This is a genomic window from Streptomyces sp. NBC_00376, assembly GCF_036077095.1.
Taxonomy (GTDB): Bacteria; Actinomycetota; Actinomycetes; order Streptomycetales; family Streptomycetaceae; genus Streptomyces.
On the sequence record NZ_CP107960.1, the window covers coordinates 2,641,652 to 2,661,243 of the forward strand.

Below are 19,592 nucleotides of genomic sequence, written 5' to 3' on the forward strand. Positions count from 1 at the left end.
CTGCGGAGAGGGCTCAGCCCTCGACGCCGAGCTTCTCCAGGATCAGCTCGCGGACCCGGGCGGCGTCCGCCTGGCCACGGGTGGCCTTCATGACCGCGCCGACGAGCGCGCCCGCCGCCGCGACCTTGCCGCCGCGGATCTTGTCCGCGATCGCCGCGTTGGCCGCGATGGCCTCGTCGACGGCCGTGGACAGCGCGCCCTCGTCGGAGACGACCTTCAGGCCGCGCTTCTCGACGACGGCGTCCGGGTCGCCCTCGCCCGCGAGGACGCCCTCGATGGCCTGGCGGGCCAGCTTGTCGTTGAGGTCGCCCGAGGTGACGAGCTCGGCCACCCTGGCGACCTGCGCCGGGGTGATCGGCAGCTCGTCGAGGCCGCGGCCGGTCTCGTTGGCGTTACGGGCCAGCTCGCCCATCCACCACTTGCGGGCCTGGTCCGAGGGGGCGCCCGCGTCGGTCGTGGCGACGATCAGGTCGACCGCGCCCGCGTTGAGGATGGACTGCATGTCGTGCTCGGAGGCACCCCACTCCTCCTTGAGCCGCGCCCGGCGCAGCCGGGGCAGCTCGGGGAGGCCCTTGCGCAGCTCCTCGACCCACTCGCGGGCCGGGGCGACCGGCACCAGGTCCGGCTCGGGGAAGTAGCGGTAGTCCTCGGCGTTGTCCTTGATGCGGCCGGCCGTGGTGGAGCCGTCCTCCTCGTGGAAGTGCCGGGTCTCCTGCACGATCGTGCCGCCGGAGGACAGCACGGCCGCGTGGCGCTGGATCTCGAAACGGGCGGCACGCTCGACGGAACGCAGCGAGTTCACGTTCTTCGTCTCGGAGCGCGTGCCGAAGGTCTCGGTGCCGTTGGGACGCAGCGACAGGTTGACGTCGCAGCGCATCTGGCCCATCTCCATGCGGGCCTCGGAGACGCCGAGCGCCTTGATGAGCTCGCGGAGCTCGGCGACGTACGCCTTGGCGACCTCGGGGGCGCGGGCGCCCGCGCCCTCGATCGGCTTGGTGACGATCTCGATGAGCGGGATGCCGGCCCGGTTGTAGTCGAGCAGGGAGTGGGACGCGCCGTGGATACGGCCGGTGGCACCGCCGACGTGGGTCGACTTGCCGGTGTCCTCCTCCATGTGGGCGCGCTCGATCTGCACCCGGAAGATCTCCCCGTCCTCCAGCTGGACGTCCAGATAGCCGTTGTAGGCGATCGGCTCGTCGTACTGGGAGGTCTGGAAGTTCTTCGGCATGTCCGGATAGAAGTAGTTCTTCCGGGCGAAGCGGCACCACTCGGCGATCTCGCAGTTCAGCGCGAGGCCGATCTTGATGGCGGACTCGACGCCGATCTCGTTGACGACCGGCAGGGCGCCGGGCAGGCCGAGGCAGACCGGGCAGGTCTGGGAGTTGGCGTCCTGCTTGAGCTCGGTGGAGCAGCCGCAGAACATCTTGGTCTTGGTGCCGAGCTCGACATGGACCTCCAGGCCCATGACGGGGTCGTAGGACGCGAGCGCGTCCTCGTACGACACCAGGTCGGTGACAGTCACGGTGAAACTTCCCTCTCAGCCCAGCAGTACGTCGTCATCGCCGAGGCGCTTGAGCTCGCGCAGCAGCAGGGCGACACCCGTGGCGATGGCGGCGGCGGAGACTACGGCGTCGATCAGTCGGAGCGTGTCGTGCTCGTGGCGTGCCTTCTTGGCCTGCTTGAACACGCTGACGGCCCCGAAGGCGGTGGTGCCGATGGACAGGTACGTGCCGGTCTTGGACTTCTTGAAGCCCTTGGCCTTGGTCAGTGCGCTCACAACGACGGAGCCTCCTCCAGCAGCGGGTGTCCCCACTTTTCCACGAAGGCGGCCTCGACGGCGGCGCCGACCTTGTAGAGCCGGTCGTCCTTCATGGCGGGGGCGATGATCTGCAGCCCGACCGGCAGGCCGTCCTCGGGCGCCAGGCCGCAGGGCAGCGACATGGCGGAGTTGCCCGCGAGGTTGGTCGGGATGGTGCACAGGTCCGCGAGGTACATCGCCATCGGGTCGTCGGCGCGCTCGCCGATCGGGAAGGCGGTGGTGGGCGTCGTCGGGGAGACGATGACGTCGACCTGCTCGAAGGCCTTCTCGAAGTCCTGCGTGATGAGGGTGCGGACCTTCTGCGCCGAGCCGTAGTACGCGTCGTAGTAGCCGGAGCTGAGTGCGTACGTGCCGAGGATGACGCGGCGCTTGACCTCGTCGCCGAAGCCGGCCTCGCGGGTCAGCGCGGTGACGTCCTCGGCGGACCTCGTGCCGTCGTCGCCGACGCGCAGCCCGTAGCGCATGGCGTCGAAGCGGGCCAGGTTGGAGGAGCACTCGGACGGCGCGATCAGGTAGTACGCCGACAGGGCCAGGTCGAAGGACGGGCAGTCCAGCTCGACGATCGTGGCGCCGAGCGACTTGAGCAGCTCGACGGACTCGTTGAAGCGCTGGACGACACCGGTCTGGTAGCCCTCACCGGCGAACTGCTTCACGACACCGACGCGCATGCCCTGCACGGAGCCGTTGCGCGCGGCCTCGACGACCGGCGGGACCGGGGCGTCGATGGACGTGGAGTCCATCGGGTCGTGCCCGCCGATGACCTCGTGCAGCAGGGCCGCGTCCAGGACGGTACGGGCGCAGGGCCCGCCCTGGTCCAGGGAGCTGGAGAAGGCCACCATGCCGTAGCGGGAGACGCCGCCGTAGGTGGGCTTGACGCCGACGGTGCCGGTGACGGCGGCGGGCTGGCGGATGGAGCCGCCGGTGTCCGTGCCGATGGCGAGCGGGGCCTCGTACGAGGCGAGCGCGGCGGACGAGCCGCCGCCGGAGCCGCCCGGGATGCGGGTGAGGTCCCACGGGTTGCCGGTCGGGCCGTAGGCGCTGTTCTCGGTGGAGGACCCCATGGCGAACTCGTCCATGTTGGTCTTGCCGAGGATGACGACGTCGGCGGCCTTCAGCTTCCGCGTGAGGGTCGCGTCGTACGGCGGGATCCAGCCTTCGAGGATCTTGGAGCCGACGGTGGTCGGCATGTCCTGCGTGGTGAAGATGTCCTTCAGCGCGAGCGGGACACCGGCCAGCGGGCCGAGCTTCTCGCCGGCCGCCTTCTTGGCGTCGACGGCGCGGGCCTGTGCGAGCGCGCCCTCGCGGTCGATGTGCAGGAAGGCGTGGACCTTCTCGTCGACCGCGTCGATCCGGGCCAGGTGGGCCTCGGTGACCTCGACGGCCGTGAGCTCGCCGGAGGCGATCTTCGCGGCGATCTCGGCGGCGGTGAGCTTGATGATGGTGCTGTGGTCCGTCATGGCTGTTAGTCCTCCCCCAGGATCTGCGGCACCTTGAAACGCTGCTGCTCCTGGGCCGGGGCGCCGGAGAGCGCCTGCTCGGGGGTGAGCGACGGACGGACCTCGTCCGCGCGCATGACGTTGGTCAGCGGCAGCGGGTGGGAGGTCGGCGGTACGTCTTGGTCGGCGACCTCGGAGACGCGGGCGACCGCGCCGATGATGTCGTCGAGCTGACCGGCGAAGTGATCGAGCTCTTCGCCCTTCAGCTCCAGACGCGCCAGCCGGGCGAGGTGGGCGACCTCCTCGCGCGTGATGCCAGGCATGCAGCGATCCTCAGGGGTTGGTGTGTGGTTTTGGCCGGGGGCCGGCGGCACATTTCCATCGTCCGTCCGGAGGACGGGCCGCGCGGCGTCTGGTGCGTGCGATCGCAAGGCGCCGGAGCGCCCTCGTGGCGGAGCCACGTGGGCGATTCGGCAACGCGGCGAGCGTGCGTGCCAGGCGTCGCGCGGCAGGTGGAAATGTGCCGCCGACCCCCAATCCTATGGGGTCGCCCGCCACCACTGCCGCCACCCGGGCGAACATCTTGGTCGGACGAGGATTTCCGGCCCGCGCACCGCCTCCGGCCCTGCTTGGTGCCCGAGGACGGAGGGGCCGCCGACCGCGCCGCCGGTGGCCGGGGCGGGCTCAGGTCGCCGTTGGCTCGGCCATCGCGAGCCCAGACCGTCGAGGGCTCGGGCCACCCCGGGCTCAGGTCGTCGCGGGCCGGGAATTGACCGCCCGGCCCGGCGGCCGCTGCTCCAGCTCCGGGGGTGCACCGGCGGCGGCTGCGGCCGCGGCCGCCGCTGCCGCCAGCTCGGCGGGCCGCCGCCAGCCGTGCTCGCCGCGCGCCCGCAGCCAGGCCGTGGTCTCCTGCGGCGGCATCGCCGCGGCGACCAGCCAGCCCTGCACCGCGTCGCAGCGCAGATCCCGCAGCCGCTCCCAGGTCTCGTCGTCCTCGACCCCTTCCGCGACGACCAGCAGGCCCAGCGAGTGGGCCAGGTCGATCGTGCAGCGGACGATCTCCGCGTCCTCGTTGTCCACGGCCAGCCGGGCGACGAACGAGCGGTCGATCTTCAGCTCGCTGACCGGCAGCCGGCGCAGATGGACGAGCGAGGAGTACCCCGTACCGAAGTCGTCGAGGGACATCTTCACGCCGTGCCCGGTCAGCCCGGCGAGCGTGTCGGCGGCGCGCTGCGGGTCCTCCAGCAGCACGTGTTCCGTTATCTCCAGCTGCAGCGCCCCGGCCGGGACGCCGTGCCGGGCGAGCCGGGCCGCGACGCCGCCCGCGAACCCGGGGGTGTGGACGTCGCGCGGGGAGACGTTGACCGCGACGGGGACGAACAGGCCCTGCGCCCGCCACCGGGCGACCTGGGCCAGCGCCGTCTCCAGTACGTACTCCGTGAGGTGCGGCATGAGGCCGGACGACTCGGCGATGGCGATGAACTCGTCCGGGGGGACCCTGCCCCGTTCCGGGTGCACCCAGCGCACCAGGGCTTCGAGGCCGGCCACCTGGCCGTCGAAACGGACCTTCGGCTGGTAGTGGAGCTCGACCTCGCCCGCGTCCAGTGCGCGGCGCAGATCGCCCAGGAGTCCGAGCCGGTCCGGGGTGTTGCTGTCCCGCTTCGACTCGTAGACCTCGACGCCCGTACGGTCCCGCTTGGCCTGGTACATCGCCACGTCCGCGCGCCTGAGCAGCCCTTCGGCGTCCAGCGCGTGGTCCGGGTAGACGGCGACTCCGGCGCTGGCCTCCAGCACCAGGGTCAGCCCGTCGAGATCCAGCGGGGAGGACAGCTCGGCGACCAGGTGACGGGCGACCCGCTGGGCACTGGTGGTGGAGTCGGCGGTCGGCAGGAGCACCGCGAACTCGTCACCGCCCAGCCGCGCGGCCTCCGCACCCCGGGGCAGCGCGAGCCTGAGACGTTCCGCTATCTGCAACAGCAGCCGGTCCCCCGCCAGATGACCGAGCGTGTCGTTGACCGCGCGGAAGCGGTCGAGGTCTATCAGGACCAGAGCCGATCTCGCGCCGACGGATTCGGCGTCCTCCAGGGCCGTCCAGGTGCGCTCCAGCAGCCACTGCCGGTTGGGCAGTCCGGTCAGCGGGTCGCGCAGCTGCTCCTCGGCCCGCGCGCGGGCGATCCAGAGGGCGGAGTCGAGGGCGATCAGCGGGACGGCGAAGAGCGGCAGGAGCAGGGGGGTGACCATCGCGACGACGCAGATCAGCGGCGCGATGGCGAGCAGGGCGAGGGCGACGAGGCCCTGGCGCAGCAGGGCGGTGCGGGCGATGGTCGGCAGCCCGCCGCCCTGGGGTGTCCGGGCGTACCACAGCAGGACCCGGGTGACCAGAAGGTAGGTGGAGGCGGCGAGGAGGACCTCCGGGACGGCGTCGATGCCCCAGTCGAGTGGCTGCCAGGGGGATTCGACGGTCTGCACGTTGCCGAAGGCGGCGAGCACCAGGGCGGCCGCGCCGATCCCCAGGATGTCCACCGCACCGTGCAGCAGCCCCTGCCACCAGCGGTGCCGGCGGGCGACGCCGACGAGGACGACGACGACCAGGGAGACCAGCCCGGCGGGCACCCAGCCGTAGAGCAGCAGCACGGCCAGGGTGAGGGAGGCTCCGGAACCGGTCCCTCCCCACCAGCGGTCGCGGCCGAGCGCGACGAGATGGCCGACGATGACTCCGGTCAGGACGGCGAGGGACCAGCCGGCCTCGCCGTCGGGGAAGAGCGCGTGTCCTTCGCTCACGGTCCGGTAGAAACCGGTCGCGATCTGAACAACGGCGATCACGATGGCAACGGCACCCACTTTTGGCGTGAGGCCGACGAAACCTTGCAGCCGCGACACCGGTGCGGCGCTCTCGGTCGGTTTCATTCCGTCCCTCTCACAGCCGGCGGTGCCGATGTCACCTGATGGTTCCGCTCCACGCCGCCACGACCCGTTTCCCACCCCGCGGCCGGACACGGCAGGTGCACGTCTCAACAGTAGGCCGCGGAAGGCTTCTACGGGCAGCGCTCTGACGCTCTTGCCCGAATGCGAACCGACCGTCCGTCAGCATCTGCTATGCGCCGATCGGGTGAACCGGCCGACGCGACGAAACCCTTGCCCCGACCTGCCCCGCTACACCCTTTATCACCCTCTTGCTCACCGTTCGCCCGCCCCCTTTTTCGTACTCCCGTCGCTCCGCCCCGATGCCCACCCCGGCCCGCGCCCGGCCCCGCCCGGTCCTCGCCCGATCCCTGCCCGGACAGGGATCCGGGCAGGGAACCAGGCAGGAATCCCCCTACTCCGCCGGTACCTCGGCCGGCACCGCCGCCTCGCGCGCCGCATCCGGACCCTGTTCGAGGAGCACGGCGAAGCCGTCCTCGTCCAGCACCGGCACCTTCAGCTGCATGGCCTTTTCGTACTTCGAACCGGGGTTGTCACCGACGACCACGAAGGAGGTCTTCTTCGAAACGGAACCCGTCACCTTCGCCCCGCGGCTCTGGAGCGCCTCTTTCGCGCCATCCCTGGTGTGCCCGGCCAGCGTGCCGGTGACGACGACGGTGAGCCCTTCGAGCGGACGCGGCCCCGTGTCCTCCCCCGCTTCCTCGTCGGCCATCCGGACCCCGGCCTCCCGCCACTTGCGCAGGATCTCCCGGTGCCAGTCCTCGGCGAACCACTGCTTCACCGATGCGGCGATGATGGCCCCGACCCCGTCGGCGTCGGACAGCTCCTTCTCGGTGGCCTCGTCGATCCGGTCGATGGAACGGAACTGACGGGCCAGCTCCGCGGCGGCGACCGGTCCCACATGCCGGATGGAGAGCCCGGTGAGGATCCGGGCCAGCGGCGCTTCCTTGGCCGCGGCGATGGCGTCGAGCATGGCGAGGGCGTTCTTCTTCGGCTCGCCCTGCTGGTTGGCGAAGACCCAGGCAGTCTTCTCCTCGCCGGTCTTCGGGTCGCGCTTGGGCAGCCCGCTGTCCTGGTCCCGGACATAGGCCCGGATCGGCAGCAGCTGCTCGACGGTCAGCCCGAAGAGATCGCCCTCGTCGCGCAGCGGCGGCTCGGCGGGCTCCAGCGGATTGGTCAGGGCCGCGGCGGCGACATAGCCGAAGTGGTCGATGTCCAGGCACTTGCGGCCCGCGAGATAGGCGAGCCGCTCCCGCAACTGAGCGGGGCAGGAAAGGGCGTTGGGACAGCGGACGTCGATGTCGGCCTCCTTCATGGGCCGCAGCTCCGTACCGCACTCCGGGCACTCGGTGGGCATGACGAACGCCTGCTCGGTGCCGTCACGGAGGTCGACGACCGGGCCGAGGATCTCCGGGATCACGTCACCCGCCTTGCGGAGCACCACCGTGTCCCCGATGAGGACGCCCTTCGCCTTCACCACGTTCTGGTTGTGCAGAGTGGCGAACTCGACCTCGGAGCCCGCCACTTCCACCGGCTCGACCTGCGCGTACGGCGTGACCCGGCCGGTCCGGCCGACGCCGACCCGGATGTTGACCAGCTTGGTGTTGACCTCCTCCGGGGCGTACTTCCAGGCGATCGCCCAGCGCGGGGCGCGCGAGGTGGAGCCGAGCCGGCCCTGGAGCGGGATCTCGTCGAGCTTGACGACGACCCCGTCGATCTCGTGCTCCACGGAGTGCCGGTTCTCACCGAAGTACCTGATGAACTCCCTTACCCCGTCGAGGGAATCCACCACCTTGTTGTACTTGGCGGTGGGCAGGCCCCATTCGCGCAGCAGCTCGTAGGCGTGCGAGAGGCAGTCGATGTCGAAGCCCTCGCGGGCGCCGATGCCGTGCACCACCATGTGCAGCGGGCGGGTGGCGGTGACCTTCGGGTCCTTCTGGCGCAGCGAACCCGCCGCCGCGTTGCGCGGATTGGCGAACGGCTTGTCCTCCGCCTCGACGAGCCGGGCGTTGAGCTCCTCGAAGGCCTCCATCGGGAAGAAGACCTCACCGCGGATCTCGACCAGCGCCGGGATGCGGTCGCCCTTCAGCCGGTGCGGGATCTCGGCGATCGTACGGACATTGGGGGTGATGTCCTCGCCGGTGCGGCCGTCGCCGCGGGTGGCGGCCCGGGTCAGCCGCCCGTGCTCGTAGGTGAGGTTGACCGCCAGGCCGTCGACCTTCGGCTCGCACAGGAAGTGATAGTCGGTGGTGCCGACCTCCTTGGCGATCCGCTCGCCCCAGGCGGCCAGCTCCAGGTCGTCGAAGGCGTTGTCCAGCGAGAGCATCCGCTCGCGGTGCTCGACCGAGGTGAATTCCGTCCGGTACGGGCCTGCGACCTTCTGCGTCGGCGAATCCGGCGTACGCAGCTGGGGGTACGTCTCCTCCAGCGCCTCCAGCTCGCGCATCAGCCGGTCGAACTCGGCGTCGCTGACGACCGGCTGGTCGCTCACGTAGTACCGGAAGCGATGCTCCTCGACCTGCTCGGCGAGGAGCATGTGCTGCTCCTGCGCCTGTGCGGGCACCGTCGTCTGCTGTTCGCCGGCCATCGTCTCGTCCTCCCGTTACCCGTTGCCCCGTTACTCAGGGTTGTCTGCGAGCGATCTCGCGGCCCGGACGCAGTGGGCGAGCGCGGCGCGCGCGTACGCGGGCGAGGCACCCGCGAGCCCGCACGACGGGGTGACCACCACGGACTCCGCCAGAGTCCCCGGATTCAGCCCCAGCCTGCGCCACAACGTCCTGACACCCATGACGCTACCGCCCGGGTCCGACAATCCGCCCGAGGCCGGGTCGGTGCCCGGCACCACTCCGAGGAAGAGCCGGGTACCGCCCTCCACGGCTTCCCCGATCGCCTCCTCCTCACGCTCGGTGAGCAGTGAGAAATCGAACGAGATGGCGTCGGCCCCGGCCCGGCGCAGCAGCGCGAACGGCACCTCGGGCGCGCAGGTGTGCACGACCGTCGCCGATTCCCCGGCCGTCGCCAGGACATCGCGCAGGGTGCCCTCGACGACCTGGCGGTCCACGGCCCGGTAGGTGCGGTAGCCGCTGGCCGTCCGGACCCGCCCGCGCAGCACGGCGGTCAGCGACGGCTCGTCGAGCTGGAGGATCACTTCGGCGCCGGGCACCCTGCGCCGCACCTCGGCGAGGTGGGCGCGCAGCCCCTCCGCCAGTGAGCCCGCCAGGTCGCGGCAGGCCCCCGGGTCGCCGAGCGCGGCCTCGCCGCCCCGGCGTTCCAGCGCGGCGGCCAGCGTCCAGGGCCCGACGGCCTGGACCTTGAGCGGCCCCTCGTACCCCTGGGTGAACTCCTCCAGGGCGTCCAGGTCCTCACCGAGCCAGGACCTGGCCCGGCGGGTGTCCCGTCCGGGCCGGTCGCTGATCCGCCAGCCGCTGGGCTCGACGTGCCCGTACAGGTCGACGAGCAGGCCGATGGTCCGCCCGATCATGTCCGCGCCGGGCCCGCGGGCGGGCAGTTCCGCCAGATACGGCAGGCCCTCGCCGCCCGCGAAGGAACCGGTGACGGTCTTCGCCGCCTCCCGTGCGTCTCCCCCGGGCATGGACCCGATCCCGGTGGCCGGGCAACCCCTGAACTCGCTCTTCTCGCTCACACGGGAAGCCTAGGGCGTTGCTGCGGGAGCGACGCCGCCCGGCCTGCGGGGTCAGCGTCCGGGGCGCACCGTGAGGTCATTGACCTCGGCGTCGCGCGGCAGGTCGATGGCCATCAGGATCGTGGTGGCCACCGACTCCGGGTCGATCCACCGGGAGGGGTCGTACTCCTTGCCCTCCTGCTGGTGGACCTTGGCCTGCATGGGGCTGGCGGTGCGCCCCGGGTAGACGGAGGTGACCCTGACGCCGTTGGCGTGCTCCTCGTGGCGCAGCGAGTCGGCGAGGGCCTTCAGGCCGTGCTTGCTCGCGGCGTACGCGCTCCACTCGGCGTGCGCGGCGAGGCCGGCGCCCGAGTTCACGAAGAGGACGTGACCCTGGACGACGCGCAGCAGCGGCAGGAAGAGCCGGGTCAGCTCGGCGGGCGCGACCAGATTGGCGTTGAGCTGGAAGTGCCACGCCTTGGGCGTGAGGTCCCCGACGCTGCCGAGCTCGACCACGCCCGCGATGTGCAGCAGCGAGTCGACCCGCTCCGGCATCGACTGCTGGGCGAGCGCCCAGGAGAGCCGGTCCGGATTGGAGAGATCGCCGACGAGCGTACGGGCGCCGGGATGCATCCCGGCCAGCTCCTTGGCACGGCCCGCGTCGCGGGCCAGCAAAACGGCCTCGTCACCGCGCTCCAGCAGACGGCGGGTGACGGCGGCTCCGATGCCGGAGCCGGCACCGGTGATGACATGAGTGGGCATGCGCCCCATGATCGCACCCCGCCGCCCCGTCACTGCAGGCCGGACCACTCCTCCAGGTAGGCCAGCGCGCCCACGCCGTCCTTGGCGAAGAACACCAGGTCGGCCAGCGGGAGGGGCAGGAAGCCCTCGTCCTCCATGCGCTGGAACTGCTGGCGCAGCCCGTCGTAGAAGCCCGCCGTGTTGAGCAGGACGACCGGCTTGTCGTGCTTGCCGTGCTTCTTCAGCTCCAGGATCTCGGTCGCCTCGTCGAGCGTCCCGGTCCCGCCCACCATGATCACGACCGCGTCGGCCTTCTCCAGGAGCAGCGCCTTGCGCTCGGCGAGATCGCGCGCGATCACCATCTCGTCCGCATTGGCCCGCGCCTTGGCCGCCAGGAAGTCCACCGACACCCCCACCAGCCGCCCGCCCGACTCCTGGACCCCGTCGGCGACGACCTTCATCAGCCCGCTCTCCGAGCCTCCCCAGACCAGGGTGTGTCCGCCCTTGCCGAGCAGCTCGGCGAAGTCGCGGGCGGGCCGGGTGTAGCGCTCGTCGAGGTCGGCGGCGGAGAGGAATACGCAGATCTTCATGGACCAACCGTAAAGGCCCCCACCGACAGACCCCGGCACCCGGCCGAAAATCCAGCCGGGGGAAGAATCCCGCCCACGAAACAGCTGACCTATGTATGACTACGTCACCAGGACACCGCATCACGGTCGAGCCCGGCACCGAGCACGTACGTGTGGTCCGCGACGGACAGGTGCTGGCCGAGAGCCGCCGCCCGATCGTCCTGCGCGAGACCGGCTGCCCGGTCCGCTACTACCTGCCTCCCGAGGACGTCCGTACGGACCTCCTGACGCCCTCGGACACCCGAACCCACTGCCCGTTCAAGGGAGATGCCTCCTACTGGTCGCTGCCGGACGTCGCGGACCTCGTCTGGGCCTACCCGGACCCGAAGCCCGAAGTCGCCGCGATCAAGGACCACTTCTGCTTCTACGAAGCAGAGACAGTCACCGACTGATCGTCAATTACGCCCCTGACCTGGGGCTTCGAAGAGCTTCAAAAAAACTTCGGCCAGAGCGATGAGTTTCTCCGGGCCCGGCGGTCCACCCTCGCATGGACAAGATTCTCTCCCGCGACGGCACCATGATCGCGTACCGGCACCGGGGTGAAGGGCCGCCGGTGATCCTGGTGGGCGGCTCGCTGGGCACGGCGGCGACCGAGGCGCCGCTGGCGCGGCTGCTCGCGCCGCACTTTCATGTCGTCACGTACGACAGGCGCGGCCGCGGCTCCAGCGGCGACAGCGGCCCGTACGCGGTGGAGCGCGAGATCGAGGACCTGGCCGCGCTCGTCTCCGCGACGGGCGGCCGGGCCTCCGTCTTCGGCATGGGCGCCGGCGGGGCCCTGGCCCTGGAGGCACAGGCCGCCGGCCTCCCCGTCGACCTGCTGGCGGTGTACGAACCGCCCTACACGCCGGGCGCCGCGGGCCTCCAGTACAAGGCGTGCTGCACCTCGCGCCTGCACCGGCTGCTGTCCACCGGGGACCGCGCGGGAGCGGTCGAGCTGTTCCTGTCCGTGACGGGCGTACCGGCCGACATGATCGCCCGCATGCGCCGCGCCCCGCTGTGGAGCGACCTGCTGGCGATGGCCCACACCCTCGCGTACGACGACGCGATCCTCGGCACCGGCGCGATCCCGGCCGCCCGTTTCGCCTCCGTCACGGCCCGCACCCTGGTGATCTGCGGCGGCTCCAGCCCCACCGGCGCACGTCTGTCGACCCGCGCCCTGGCGGACGCGCTCCCCCGCGCCCGCCACCGCACCTTGACGGGCCAGACCCGCGACCTGGCACCTCAGGCGGTGGCCCCGGTGCTGGCGGAGTACTTCGCCAGGAACGCCCTCCTGCGCCAGGCGTCCTGAGCCCACGACCCGCTCCGCGCGGTCCCGCCCGTACGGGGGTCGGACGCGACCGCGCGGGGCGTCCCACGGCATCCGCGGCTCGGGCGCCGAGCGCGAGCTCGAACCGGACGCTCTTGCCGCCCGGCACGAGCACCCCTTCCCCCATGGCGCACCCGCCCCATCGGTCCGCGACGAGTTCGAGGATGACCACGCCCCGCCCGGCTTGGGCGTGGGGGCGACGGGCGGCGCGTACGGCCTGGGCGGGTCCGGGCTCATGTCCCAGACACTGACCCGGAGCACCGGGTGCCGCCACTGGAGCCGCGCGGCAGCCGGCCCCTCGACTCCCCCACGCAGTTGGCGAACTTTCGTACCAGGCTGGACATGATCGAGAAGGTGGCGTTGCCTCTCGTCAAGTCCAGGTATTCATCCGCTCAGTCGTCAGAGAGCTGTAGAGGTGTCTCACGTGTCCGGCCTGCACTAGTTGAAGTCATCGTTCTCCGATGCAGGAGGCAACAACTGTGTCGAGGTCGCCGCAGCAGAGGGCACAGGCATCGCGACCCGCGAGAGCGAAAGCCAGGAGCACATCGTCATAACGAACCCAGCCGCACTCCATGCGCTTGTGCTGGCAGTGAAGGCCGACAACGCCGGCCTCAGCTGAACGAGAGACGGCCACATCTGCTGCTCGACCGTATCCGTCGCTTTTCGGTCAATGAACAGTGCAACGTTGCAATCGAAAATTCGAGCGTGTGATGATCTCACCTATGACCACGGGTGGGGACAAGACGTCGAACCAACAGCGACCCTCACGACTGGCCGACTTGACCGGCCCCGGGACACCACTGACACCGGAAGCGTCAGAGCCTTCCGCATTGCTGCCTGGCGCCGTAAGCGATCAGCTGGCTGCTGCTCGCCGGGAGTTCGCGGTACTGCTCGGCGAGTTCCGTCGCACGGCGGTGCTGGTGCCGCTGGATGAGGCGGGGGATCTGTGGTCGGCGGAACAGGGCGGGGTCCGCTGGATCTGTGCGTTCTCGGACGAGGAGGCGTTGGCCCGGTTTGCGCGGGCTCGGGGGGATGCGACGCGGGAGTGGGTGTATCGGACGGTGTTGGGTGCGCGGTTGCTGGATGTGATGGTGCCGTTGTTGCCGGGGCCTGCGGGGGTGGCGCTGGATGCGGGCGGTGAGGACGGGGTGTTGTTCCCGCCGATGGTGGGGATCGTTCCGGATTCGGTGGCGGTGGATCTCGGGGGTGTGGGGTGAGCGGGGACGGGTCTGATCTTCGTGTGCCGCCTGAGGCGTTGGCCGCGATTGCGAAGGGGATCGATCTGGCGCATGCCGAGCTGAAGGATCTCGGGATGGTCGGTGAGGCTTCGGCGGGCCGTGGTTTCTCGGATCTTGGCTTGTCGGGGCTGGAGTTGGGGCATGGCGGGCTGGCGGCGGAGTTCGAGACGTTCTGTGGGCGTTGGGAGTGGGGTGTGCGGGCTCTGACGCAAAGGGGCAACAACTTCGCTGTGGGGGTCGGGTTGTCGGCGGGTTCGTTCGCGGAGCATGAGCAGTACGTCAAGGATTCGTTCAAGATCGGTGTGAATTCGCTGAACGGTAATCCGCACTTGTCCGAGGACGAGGTCAAGGAGATGAGCTGGGACACGGTCCGGAGCCAGTCGATGTACGACAACCCGGACTTCAGTGTGGGGTCGGCGCTGAGGGCGAAGGAGGAGGTGGATCAGCTGTGGCGGGAGACCGGTGCCGAGGTGGGGATCGGGGGGCCGGATCCCACGGGGAATGCCTGGACGGTTGATCCGGCGTTGCGTGAGGCGGTTGCTGAGGCCGAGCGGTCGGAGCGGGGGCAGGGGGACTGATGGTGGACTGGGGGAGGCTCGGGGACGGGCTGGTCGACGGGGCCGGTCATCTGCTCGACAAGGGCAAGGAGGTGGCCGGCGAGGCCATTGACACCGGTACCGACATGCTGGGTGCGGGCCTGGACAAGGTCGGGGCGCACGGCTGGGCCGACGGGGTCGAGGACTGGGGGGATGAGACCGCGTCCTCGCTGGGGGCGGAGGTCGGTGAGAAGCAGCTCGGGCAGAGTGAGGAAGCGGACGAGCTGATCCATGGCAGGCCGGAGAAGATCGCTGCCACGGTGAAGAACCTCCGTGACTTCCAGCGGGCTTTCGATCTCGTCGGCGGCGGGATGAAGAAGCTCGACTCCGGCCACTGGAAGGGGGAGGCCGCCGACGCGTTCCGGCGGGCGTTCGAGACCCTGCCGACGGACTGGCTGCGTGCGGCGGACGCGTTCGAGGACGCGGCCAGGGCGCTGGAGACGTATGCGCGGACGGTGACCGGTGCTCAGGGCAAGGCCCGGGAGGCCATCGCCCTGTACAAGGAGGGCAAGCAGGACTACGAGAGGGCTGCTGCTGAGTTCCGGGAGAAGGCGGTGGCGTACAACGCTGTCCGCGACACCGAGCATCCGCTGCCGCATCCGGGGAAGTTCTCCGATCCGGGGCTGGCCAAGCGGCAGCTTGCGCAGGAGGTGCTGCAACTTGCGCGGCAGACACGTGACGAGGCGGCCGAGACGGCCAAGGGCGCGGTCACCGCTGCGATGGCGCACGCGCCGAAGGAACCCACCGGCCTGGACCGGCTCAAAGGGGAGGTCTACGACCGCGCCCTGGGAGGGGGCATCGAGCTCGCCCACTTCAGCGGCGGGATCATCAAGGGCGGCGCGGGGCTGGTCAACTTCGTCCGCTCGGTCAGCCCGACGGACCCTTACAACCTGACCCACCCGGCCGACTACTACAAGGGCGTCAACATGACGCTCGCCGGCCTCGTCTCCACCGGAGCCAACCCCGACCGGGCCCTCAAGAGCGCCTGGGAATCCGCCAAGGGCGACCCCTCTGAATTCATCGGCCGCCTCGTACCCGAAATGATCGGCACCAAGGGCGGCGGCCTGACCAAGGGCGGCCTGCGCGCCGGGATGAAGGACCTCCTCGAACGCCGGAAGGGCAGGAACCGGCACGGACACGAACAGAACCCCGACTCCAACTCCAACCAGTGCAGCAAGGTCAAATGCGCCGGAGACCCCATCGACGTCGCAACCGGACGCATGCTGCTCCCGCAGACGGACATCGTGCTCCCGGGATCTCTGCCCCTGGTCTTCGAGCGCGTCTTCGACTCCTCGTACCGGGCCGGCCGCTGGTTCGGATCCGGCTGGTCGAGCACAGTCGATCAGCGCCTGGAGATCGACGCGGAAGGCGTGGTGTTCAGCTGCAACGAGGGCAGCCTGCTTGCCTACCCACATCCAGCGCCCGGCGTTCCCGTCATGCCCACGCACGGTCGACGCTGGCCCTTGGACCGGGTGGACGACGGCTACACCATCACCGACCCGGAAACCGGCCACGTCCGGCACTTCGTCGACCAGCCCAACGGTGAGCTGGCACTCCTGGTCCAGATCGACGACCGCAACAACCGCTGGATCACCTTCGAGTACGACGAGACAGGCGCCCCGACGTCGATCGTGCACCACGGCGGCTACCACCTGAAACTCACCACCAACGACGGCAGGATCACCGCCCTGCACCTGGCGGGCGCCGCACCGGACGGCACCGACCAGGAGATCCTCCGCTACGGCTACACCGACGGCCACCTCACCGAAGTCACCAACTCATCAGGCAAGCCCCTGCGCTTCGGCTGTGACGAGCAGGGCCGTATCACCTCATGGACGGACACCAACGGCAGCCGCTACGTGTACGTCTACGACGAGCACGACCGCTGCGTGTACCAGACCGGCACCAACGGACACCTCGAAGCCCACTTCACCTGGGACGACACCGACCCCGACACCGGTCTGCGCATGACGTCCATGACCGACGGCCTCGGCCACACCAAGCGATACGTGATCAACGACCGCTCCCAAGTCGTTGCCGAGATCGACGCGTTGGGCGCAGCGACCCATTTCGAATACGACCCTTATGCTCGCCTGTTGTCCCACACAGATCCGCTCGGTCGCATCAGCCGCTTGACGTATGACGGGAGCGGTCAGCCGACCGTGGTGGAGCGACCGGACGGACGCCAGTCGAGAGCGGAGTACAACGAGCTCGGGCTGCCGGTGCGGATCACTGGCACTGATGGAACCGTCATCCGCCAGACCTTCGACGAGCGAGGCAACCGCACATCCGTCGTTGACGAGGCGGGTGCAAAGACGACGTTCTCCTACGATCAGGCAGGGAACCTCTGCTCCACGACGGACGCCCTTGGGTACATCTCCGTCGTGAGGTCTGACCGGGCAGGGCTCACTGCCGAGATCACTGATCCTCTTGGGGCGACCATGCGGTGCGAGCGAGATATGTTCGGCCGCCTCGTGTCGGTCATCAGTCCATTCGGAACAGTCACCCGTTCCGAATGGACTGTCGAGGGTAAAATTGCCCGTCGTGTCGAACCGGACGGAAGTGAGCGATCCTGGGTCTACGACGGGGAGGGCAATTGTCTTGCCCATACCGATGCCATGGGTGGTGTCTCCACATTCGAGTACTCGGATTTCGATCTGTTGGTGGCGCGCACCGGTCCGGACGGTGTGCGCTACGAGTTCAGCCACAACACCAACCTCGAGCTCACTCAGGTCACCAACCCTCAAGGCTTGACCTGGAACTACGAGTATGACCCGGCAGGGCGGGTGGTCGCGGAGAGAGATTTCGATAATCGAGTAATCAGGTACACCTATGACCTGGCCGGTCGCCTCTCTTCTCGAGCGAATGGCATCGGGCAGATGATCCGATTCAACTACAATGCCCTGGGGCAGCTGATTCACAAGGATGTGGATGGCGTCGGCTCCACGTACGAGTACGACATCTTCGACGAGCTGGCCATCGCATCTGGTCCCGGGGCGGTCTTGACTCGCCTCCGTGACCGGTTCGGTCACCTCAGGTCTGAGACTGTGAACGAGGGCACCCTTTCCTTCGAGCATGACGCCCTTGGTCGCCAGGTCGGGAGACGAACGCCAAGCGGGGCCATTAGTTCATGGGCCTATGACGCGGCAGGTCGTCGCAGCGAGCTCACGACCTCCGGTCGATCGCTTACGTTCGAACGCGACATTGCTGGGCAAGAAACGGCGCGGCACATCGGTGGGACGGTCACGCTCAGGCACGCATTCGACGTGATGGGGAGGATGACCGATCAGCGGGTCACGGGGCAGGGGCGCGCTCTTCAGCACCGCGCTTTCACGTACCGGCCCGACGGCAACGTGGTAAAAATCGACGACCAACTCGCTGGCAGTAGAAACTTTGAGCTTGACCCGCTGGGCCGAGTCACGGCCGTTAATGCCGTGAACTGGGCCGAGCGGTACACGTACGATGCGGCGGGCAACCAGACCTCGGCGTCATGGTCTGCTGCGCACCCTTGGCAGGAAGCAACAGGCGCGCGTACCTATTCCGGTACACACATCACCAGGGCCGGCAACGTGCGATACCGGCATGACGGGCAAGGACGGGTGGTGTTCCGCCAGAAGACGTACTTGTCCCGCAGGCCGGATACTTGGCGGTACGAGTGGGATGCTGAGGACCGGCTCGCCTCCGTCATCACGCCGAACGGTGCGATATGGCGTTACCAATATGACGCGCTGGGTCGCCGGATAGCGAAAAAACGTTTGGCTCCCGACGGTCAAACCGTCCTGGAACGGGTCGATTTTTCCTGGGACGACACCACTCTCTGCGAACAGACGACCAGTGGCGGGAACTTGCCTTTTCCTGTCACGATCACTTGGGATCACGATGGCCTGCATCCGATCTCGCAGACGGAACGAATTCACGTAGCTGAGACGTCGCAAGAAGAAATCAAGGAACGATTCTTTTCCATAGTCACCGACCTGGTCGGAACTCCAAGCGAGCTCATCGACGAGTCGGGCAACGTTGCTTGGAGAACGAGGGCCACTCTATGGGGCACGACTAGCTGGGCGACCGCAAGTAGTGCATACACGCCGCTTCGTTTCCCCGGCCAATATTTCGACCCCGAAACCGCCCTTAACTACAACTATTTTCGCTATTATGATCCCGAGATTGCCCGGTATTTGACGCCGGACCCGTTGGGGCTTGCGCCCGCCCCCACCCCCCAATCATACGTATCCAACCCTCACGCCTGGACGGACCCGCTCGGGCTCAAGCGCTGCAAGAAGAAGAAGGCAACCGAGGATCTCAATTGGAACGAGAAGAGTCGTCCGACATTTGGTCACACTTTCAGTGAACACGGAGCGGGTACCAAGAACACTCAGAGCCTGATCGACCGTGCTCGCAGCACTGGCAACGAGCAGGGGCAGTGGTTGGATAACCCCGATGTTGTAGAGTTCCTGAAAGCCCACCATGACCCTAACGGGGGTGTCCGGGAGGTCCCCATACCCAAGGGCTTGGGGCAAGTTATCAAGCCAGACGGAAAGATCGTGGAGCCAACTCACGTCCGCTTGGTTCCAATGCCCGATGGATCATATAGGTCAGCATTCCCCATCGTGAAAGAAGGATAAGTGAAGCTTCGCATGTCTGTCACTGCCCCTACAGGGAGATTGCACCCCACTCACGATCTCGAAATTGCAGACGACTATGAATCCTTGGTCATGGATGTTTGCAAAATCTTGTCCGAGACCAACTGTCATTTCTCGATGAGCGGATTCGGGCAGGATGATTGGCCGGTAGATATCTCCTATGATCTTTCTTCTGTGATCGAACAGTTGCCAGCAGCAATTGCGAATCTACAGCGAGGATTCCAGGCTGAAATCGATCTTTACGGACAGGGGGTTGAGCGTCGACTGAGCTTCATCCCATCCGGTGACCTGGTAGAGATTCGATGCGCATCAGGCACCAAATGGAGCCCGGATCCAGAAATGGAGATTGCGTCCCGCAGTGAAATTATGGAACTCCTTACGGGATTGGCGCGAGACTTCAAAATCGCTGTGCAGAAGACTCTCCCTGATCTGGTGACGCGGAGTCCATTCGCCACCTGGTAGAGGTAGCTCGTGATTCTGACAACCCCAGGCTCGTACCTCCCGCGAGCTGCTGCGCAACAAGGACACGCCTGTACACATCGGCCCCTGCTACCCGCGCAGACTGGTCGACGGCCCCGCGGTCGGCCTCGCAGTGCGGCACGCTTCGACGGCGGTTGCCGCTCGGAGGCGACCGCCGACCAGT

The 19,592-nt window shown here is 68.5% G+C and carries 16 protein-coding genes; 7 read left to right on the forward strand and 9 right to left on the reverse strand.

Annotated elements, in window-relative coordinates; translation table 11 throughout:
* Nucleotides 1–13: 13 nt before the first annotated feature.
* From gatB to OG842_RS11680, 9 genes are all read right to left on the reverse strand, one after another.
* A complete protein-coding gene (gene gatB, locus OG842_RS11640; RefSeq protein WP_266729533.1) occupies nucleotides 14–1,522 on the reverse strand; it encodes an Asp-tRNA(Asn)/Glu-tRNA(Gln) amidotransferase subunit GatB in 1,509 nt (502 codons plus the stop codon).
* 15 nt (nucleotides 1,523–1,537) lie between these two features.
* A complete protein-coding gene (locus tag OG842_RS11645; RefSeq protein ID WP_266729534.1) occupies nucleotides 1,538–1,777 on the reverse strand; it encodes a hypothetical protein in 240 nt (79 codons plus the stop codon).
* Entirely contained in the window at nucleotides 1,774–3,276 is a 1,503-nt protein-coding gene (gene gatA, locus OG842_RS11650; protein WP_266729535.1) for an Asp-tRNA(Asn)/Glu-tRNA(Gln) amidotransferase subunit GatA, read from the reverse strand. The genes OG842_RS11645 and gatA overlap by 4 nt, the downstream gene beginning before the upstream one ends.
* A 5-nt stretch (nucleotides 3,277–3,281) precedes the next feature.
* Nucleotides 3,282–3,578 carry an Asp-tRNA(Asn)/Glu-tRNA(Gln) amidotransferase subunit GatC gene (gene gatC / locus OG842_RS11655; protein WP_015036350.1) on the reverse strand — a complete coding sequence of 99 codons (297 nt, stop codon included), beginning with the start codon at nucleotides 3,576–3,578 and terminating at the stop codon, nucleotides 3,282–3,284.
* Between the two features lie 424 nt (nucleotides 3,579–4,002).
* Nucleotides 4,003–6,162, reverse strand: a complete 2,160-nt coding sequence (locus OG842_RS11660; RefSeq protein ID WP_266729536.1) for a putative bifunctional diguanylate cyclase/phosphodiesterase — start codon at nucleotides 6,160–6,162, stop codon at nucleotides 4,003–4,005.
* Nucleotides 6,163–6,571: 409 nt separating this feature from the next.
* A complete protein-coding gene (gene ligA / locus OG842_RS11665) occupies nucleotides 6,572–8,764 on the reverse strand; it encodes an NAD-dependent DNA ligase LigA (RefSeq protein WP_266729537.1) in 2,193 nt (730 codons plus the stop codon).
* Nucleotides 8,765–8,794: 30 nt separating this feature from the next.
* Nucleotides 8,795–9,820 carry a methionine synthase gene (locus OG842_RS11670; protein WP_266729538.1) on the reverse strand — a complete coding sequence of 342 codons (1,026 nt, stop codon included), beginning with the start codon at nucleotides 9,818–9,820 and terminating at the stop codon, nucleotides 8,795–8,797.
* 51 nt (nucleotides 9,821–9,871) lie between these two features.
* Entirely contained in the window at nucleotides 9,872–10,561 is a 690-nt protein-coding gene (locus tag OG842_RS11675) for an SDR family oxidoreductase (RefSeq protein WP_266729539.1), read from the reverse strand.
* Nucleotides 10,562–10,590: 29 nt separating this feature from the next.
* Nucleotides 10,591–11,130, reverse strand: a complete 540-nt coding sequence (locus OG842_RS11680) for a TIGR00730 family Rossman fold protein (RefSeq protein ID WP_266729540.1) — start codon at nucleotides 11,128–11,130, stop codon at nucleotides 10,591–10,593.
* A 95-nt stretch (nucleotides 11,131–11,225) separates the two neighbouring features.
* Here OG842_RS11680 and OG842_RS11685 point away from each other — a divergent pair, with 95 nt between their 5' ends.
* The 7 genes from OG842_RS11685 (at nucleotide 11,226) to OG842_RS11715 (ending at nucleotide 19,411) form a co-directional block, all read left to right on the forward strand.
* Nucleotides 11,226–11,561, forward strand: a complete 336-nt coding sequence (locus tag OG842_RS11685; protein WP_266729541.1) for a DUF427 domain-containing protein — start codon at nucleotides 11,226–11,228, stop codon at nucleotides 11,559–11,561.
* A gap of 95 nt (nucleotides 11,562–11,656) precedes the next feature.
* Nucleotides 11,657–12,457, forward strand: a complete 801-nt coding sequence (locus OG842_RS11690) for an alpha/beta fold hydrolase (protein WP_266729542.1) — start codon at nucleotides 11,657–11,659, stop codon at nucleotides 12,455–12,457.
* 460 nt (nucleotides 12,458–12,917) lie between these two features.
* Nucleotides 12,918–13,094: a DUF397 domain-containing protein gene (locus OG842_RS11695; RefSeq protein WP_266729543.1), complete on the forward strand. Its 177-nt coding sequence runs from the start codon at nucleotides 12,918–12,920 to the stop codon at nucleotides 13,092–13,094.
* A 103-nt stretch (nucleotides 13,095–13,197) separates the two neighbouring features.
* The gene (locus OG842_RS11700) at nucleotides 13,198–13,692 is read left to right on the forward strand and encodes an SseB family protein (protein WP_266729544.1); all 495 of its coding nucleotides are present in this window, start codon (nucleotides 13,198–13,200) and stop codon (nucleotides 13,690–13,692) included.
* Nucleotides 13,689–14,291 carry a hypothetical protein gene (locus tag OG842_RS11705; protein ID WP_266729545.1) on the forward strand — a complete coding sequence of 201 codons (603 nt, stop codon included), beginning with the start codon at nucleotides 13,689–13,691 and terminating at the stop codon, nucleotides 14,289–14,291. The genes OG842_RS11700 and OG842_RS11705 overlap by 4 nt, the downstream gene beginning before the upstream one ends.
* On the forward strand, nucleotides 14,291–18,931 hold the full coding sequence (locus OG842_RS11710) for a putative T7SS-secreted protein (RefSeq protein ID WP_266729546.1): 4,641 nt from the start codon (nucleotides 14,291–14,293) through the stop codon (nucleotides 18,929–18,931). Before OG842_RS11705 ends, OG842_RS11710 begins: the two co-directional genes overlap by 1 nt.
* Entirely contained in the window at nucleotides 18,932–19,411 is a 480-nt protein-coding gene (locus tag OG842_RS11715) for a hypothetical protein (RefSeq protein ID WP_266729547.1), read from the forward strand.
* Nucleotides 19,412–19,592: the final 181 nt, after the last annotated feature.

What these genes read in the sequence shown, in the direction of transcription:
- OG842_RS11690 (WP_266729542.1), top strand. Translation starts at nt 11,657, where the DNA reads ATGGACAAGATTCTCTCCCGCGACGGCACCATGATCGCGTACCGGCAC.
- gatA (WP_266729535.1), bottom strand. Translation starts at nt 3,276, where the DNA reads ATGACGGACCACAGCACCATCATCAAGCTCACCGCCGCCGAGATCGCC.
- OG842_RS11660 (WP_266729536.1), bottom strand. Translation starts at nt 6,162, where the DNA reads ATGAAACCGACCGAGAGCGCCGCACCGGTGTCGCGGCTGCAAGGTTTC.
- OG842_RS11680 (WP_266729540.1), bottom strand. Translation starts at nt 11,130, where the DNA reads ATGAAGATCTGCGTATTCCTCTCCGCCGCCGACCTCGACGAGCGCTAC.
- OG842_RS11675 (WP_266729539.1), bottom strand. Translation starts at nt 10,561, where the DNA reads ATGCCCACTCATGTCATCACCGGTGCCGGCTCCGGCATCGGAGCCGCC.
- OG842_RS11700 (WP_266729544.1), top strand. Translation starts at nt 13,198, where the DNA reads ATGACCACGGGTGGGGACAAGACGTCGAACCAACAGCGACCCTCACGA.
- gatC (WP_015036350.1), bottom strand. Translation starts at nt 3,578, where the DNA reads ATGCCTGGCATCACGCGCGAGGAGGTCGCCCACCTCGCCCGGCTGGCG.
- OG842_RS11710 (WP_266729546.1), top strand. Translation starts at nt 14,291, where the DNA reads ATGGTGGACTGGGGGAGGCTCGGGGACGGGCTGGTCGACGGGGCCGGT.
- OG842_RS11685 (WP_266729541.1), top strand. Translation starts at nt 11,226, where the DNA reads ATGACTACGTCACCAGGACACCGCATCACGGTCGAGCCCGGCACCGAG.
- ligA (WP_266729537.1), bottom strand. Translation starts at nt 8,764, where the DNA reads ATGGCCGGCGAACAGCAGACGACGGTGCCCGCACAGGCGCAGGAGCAG.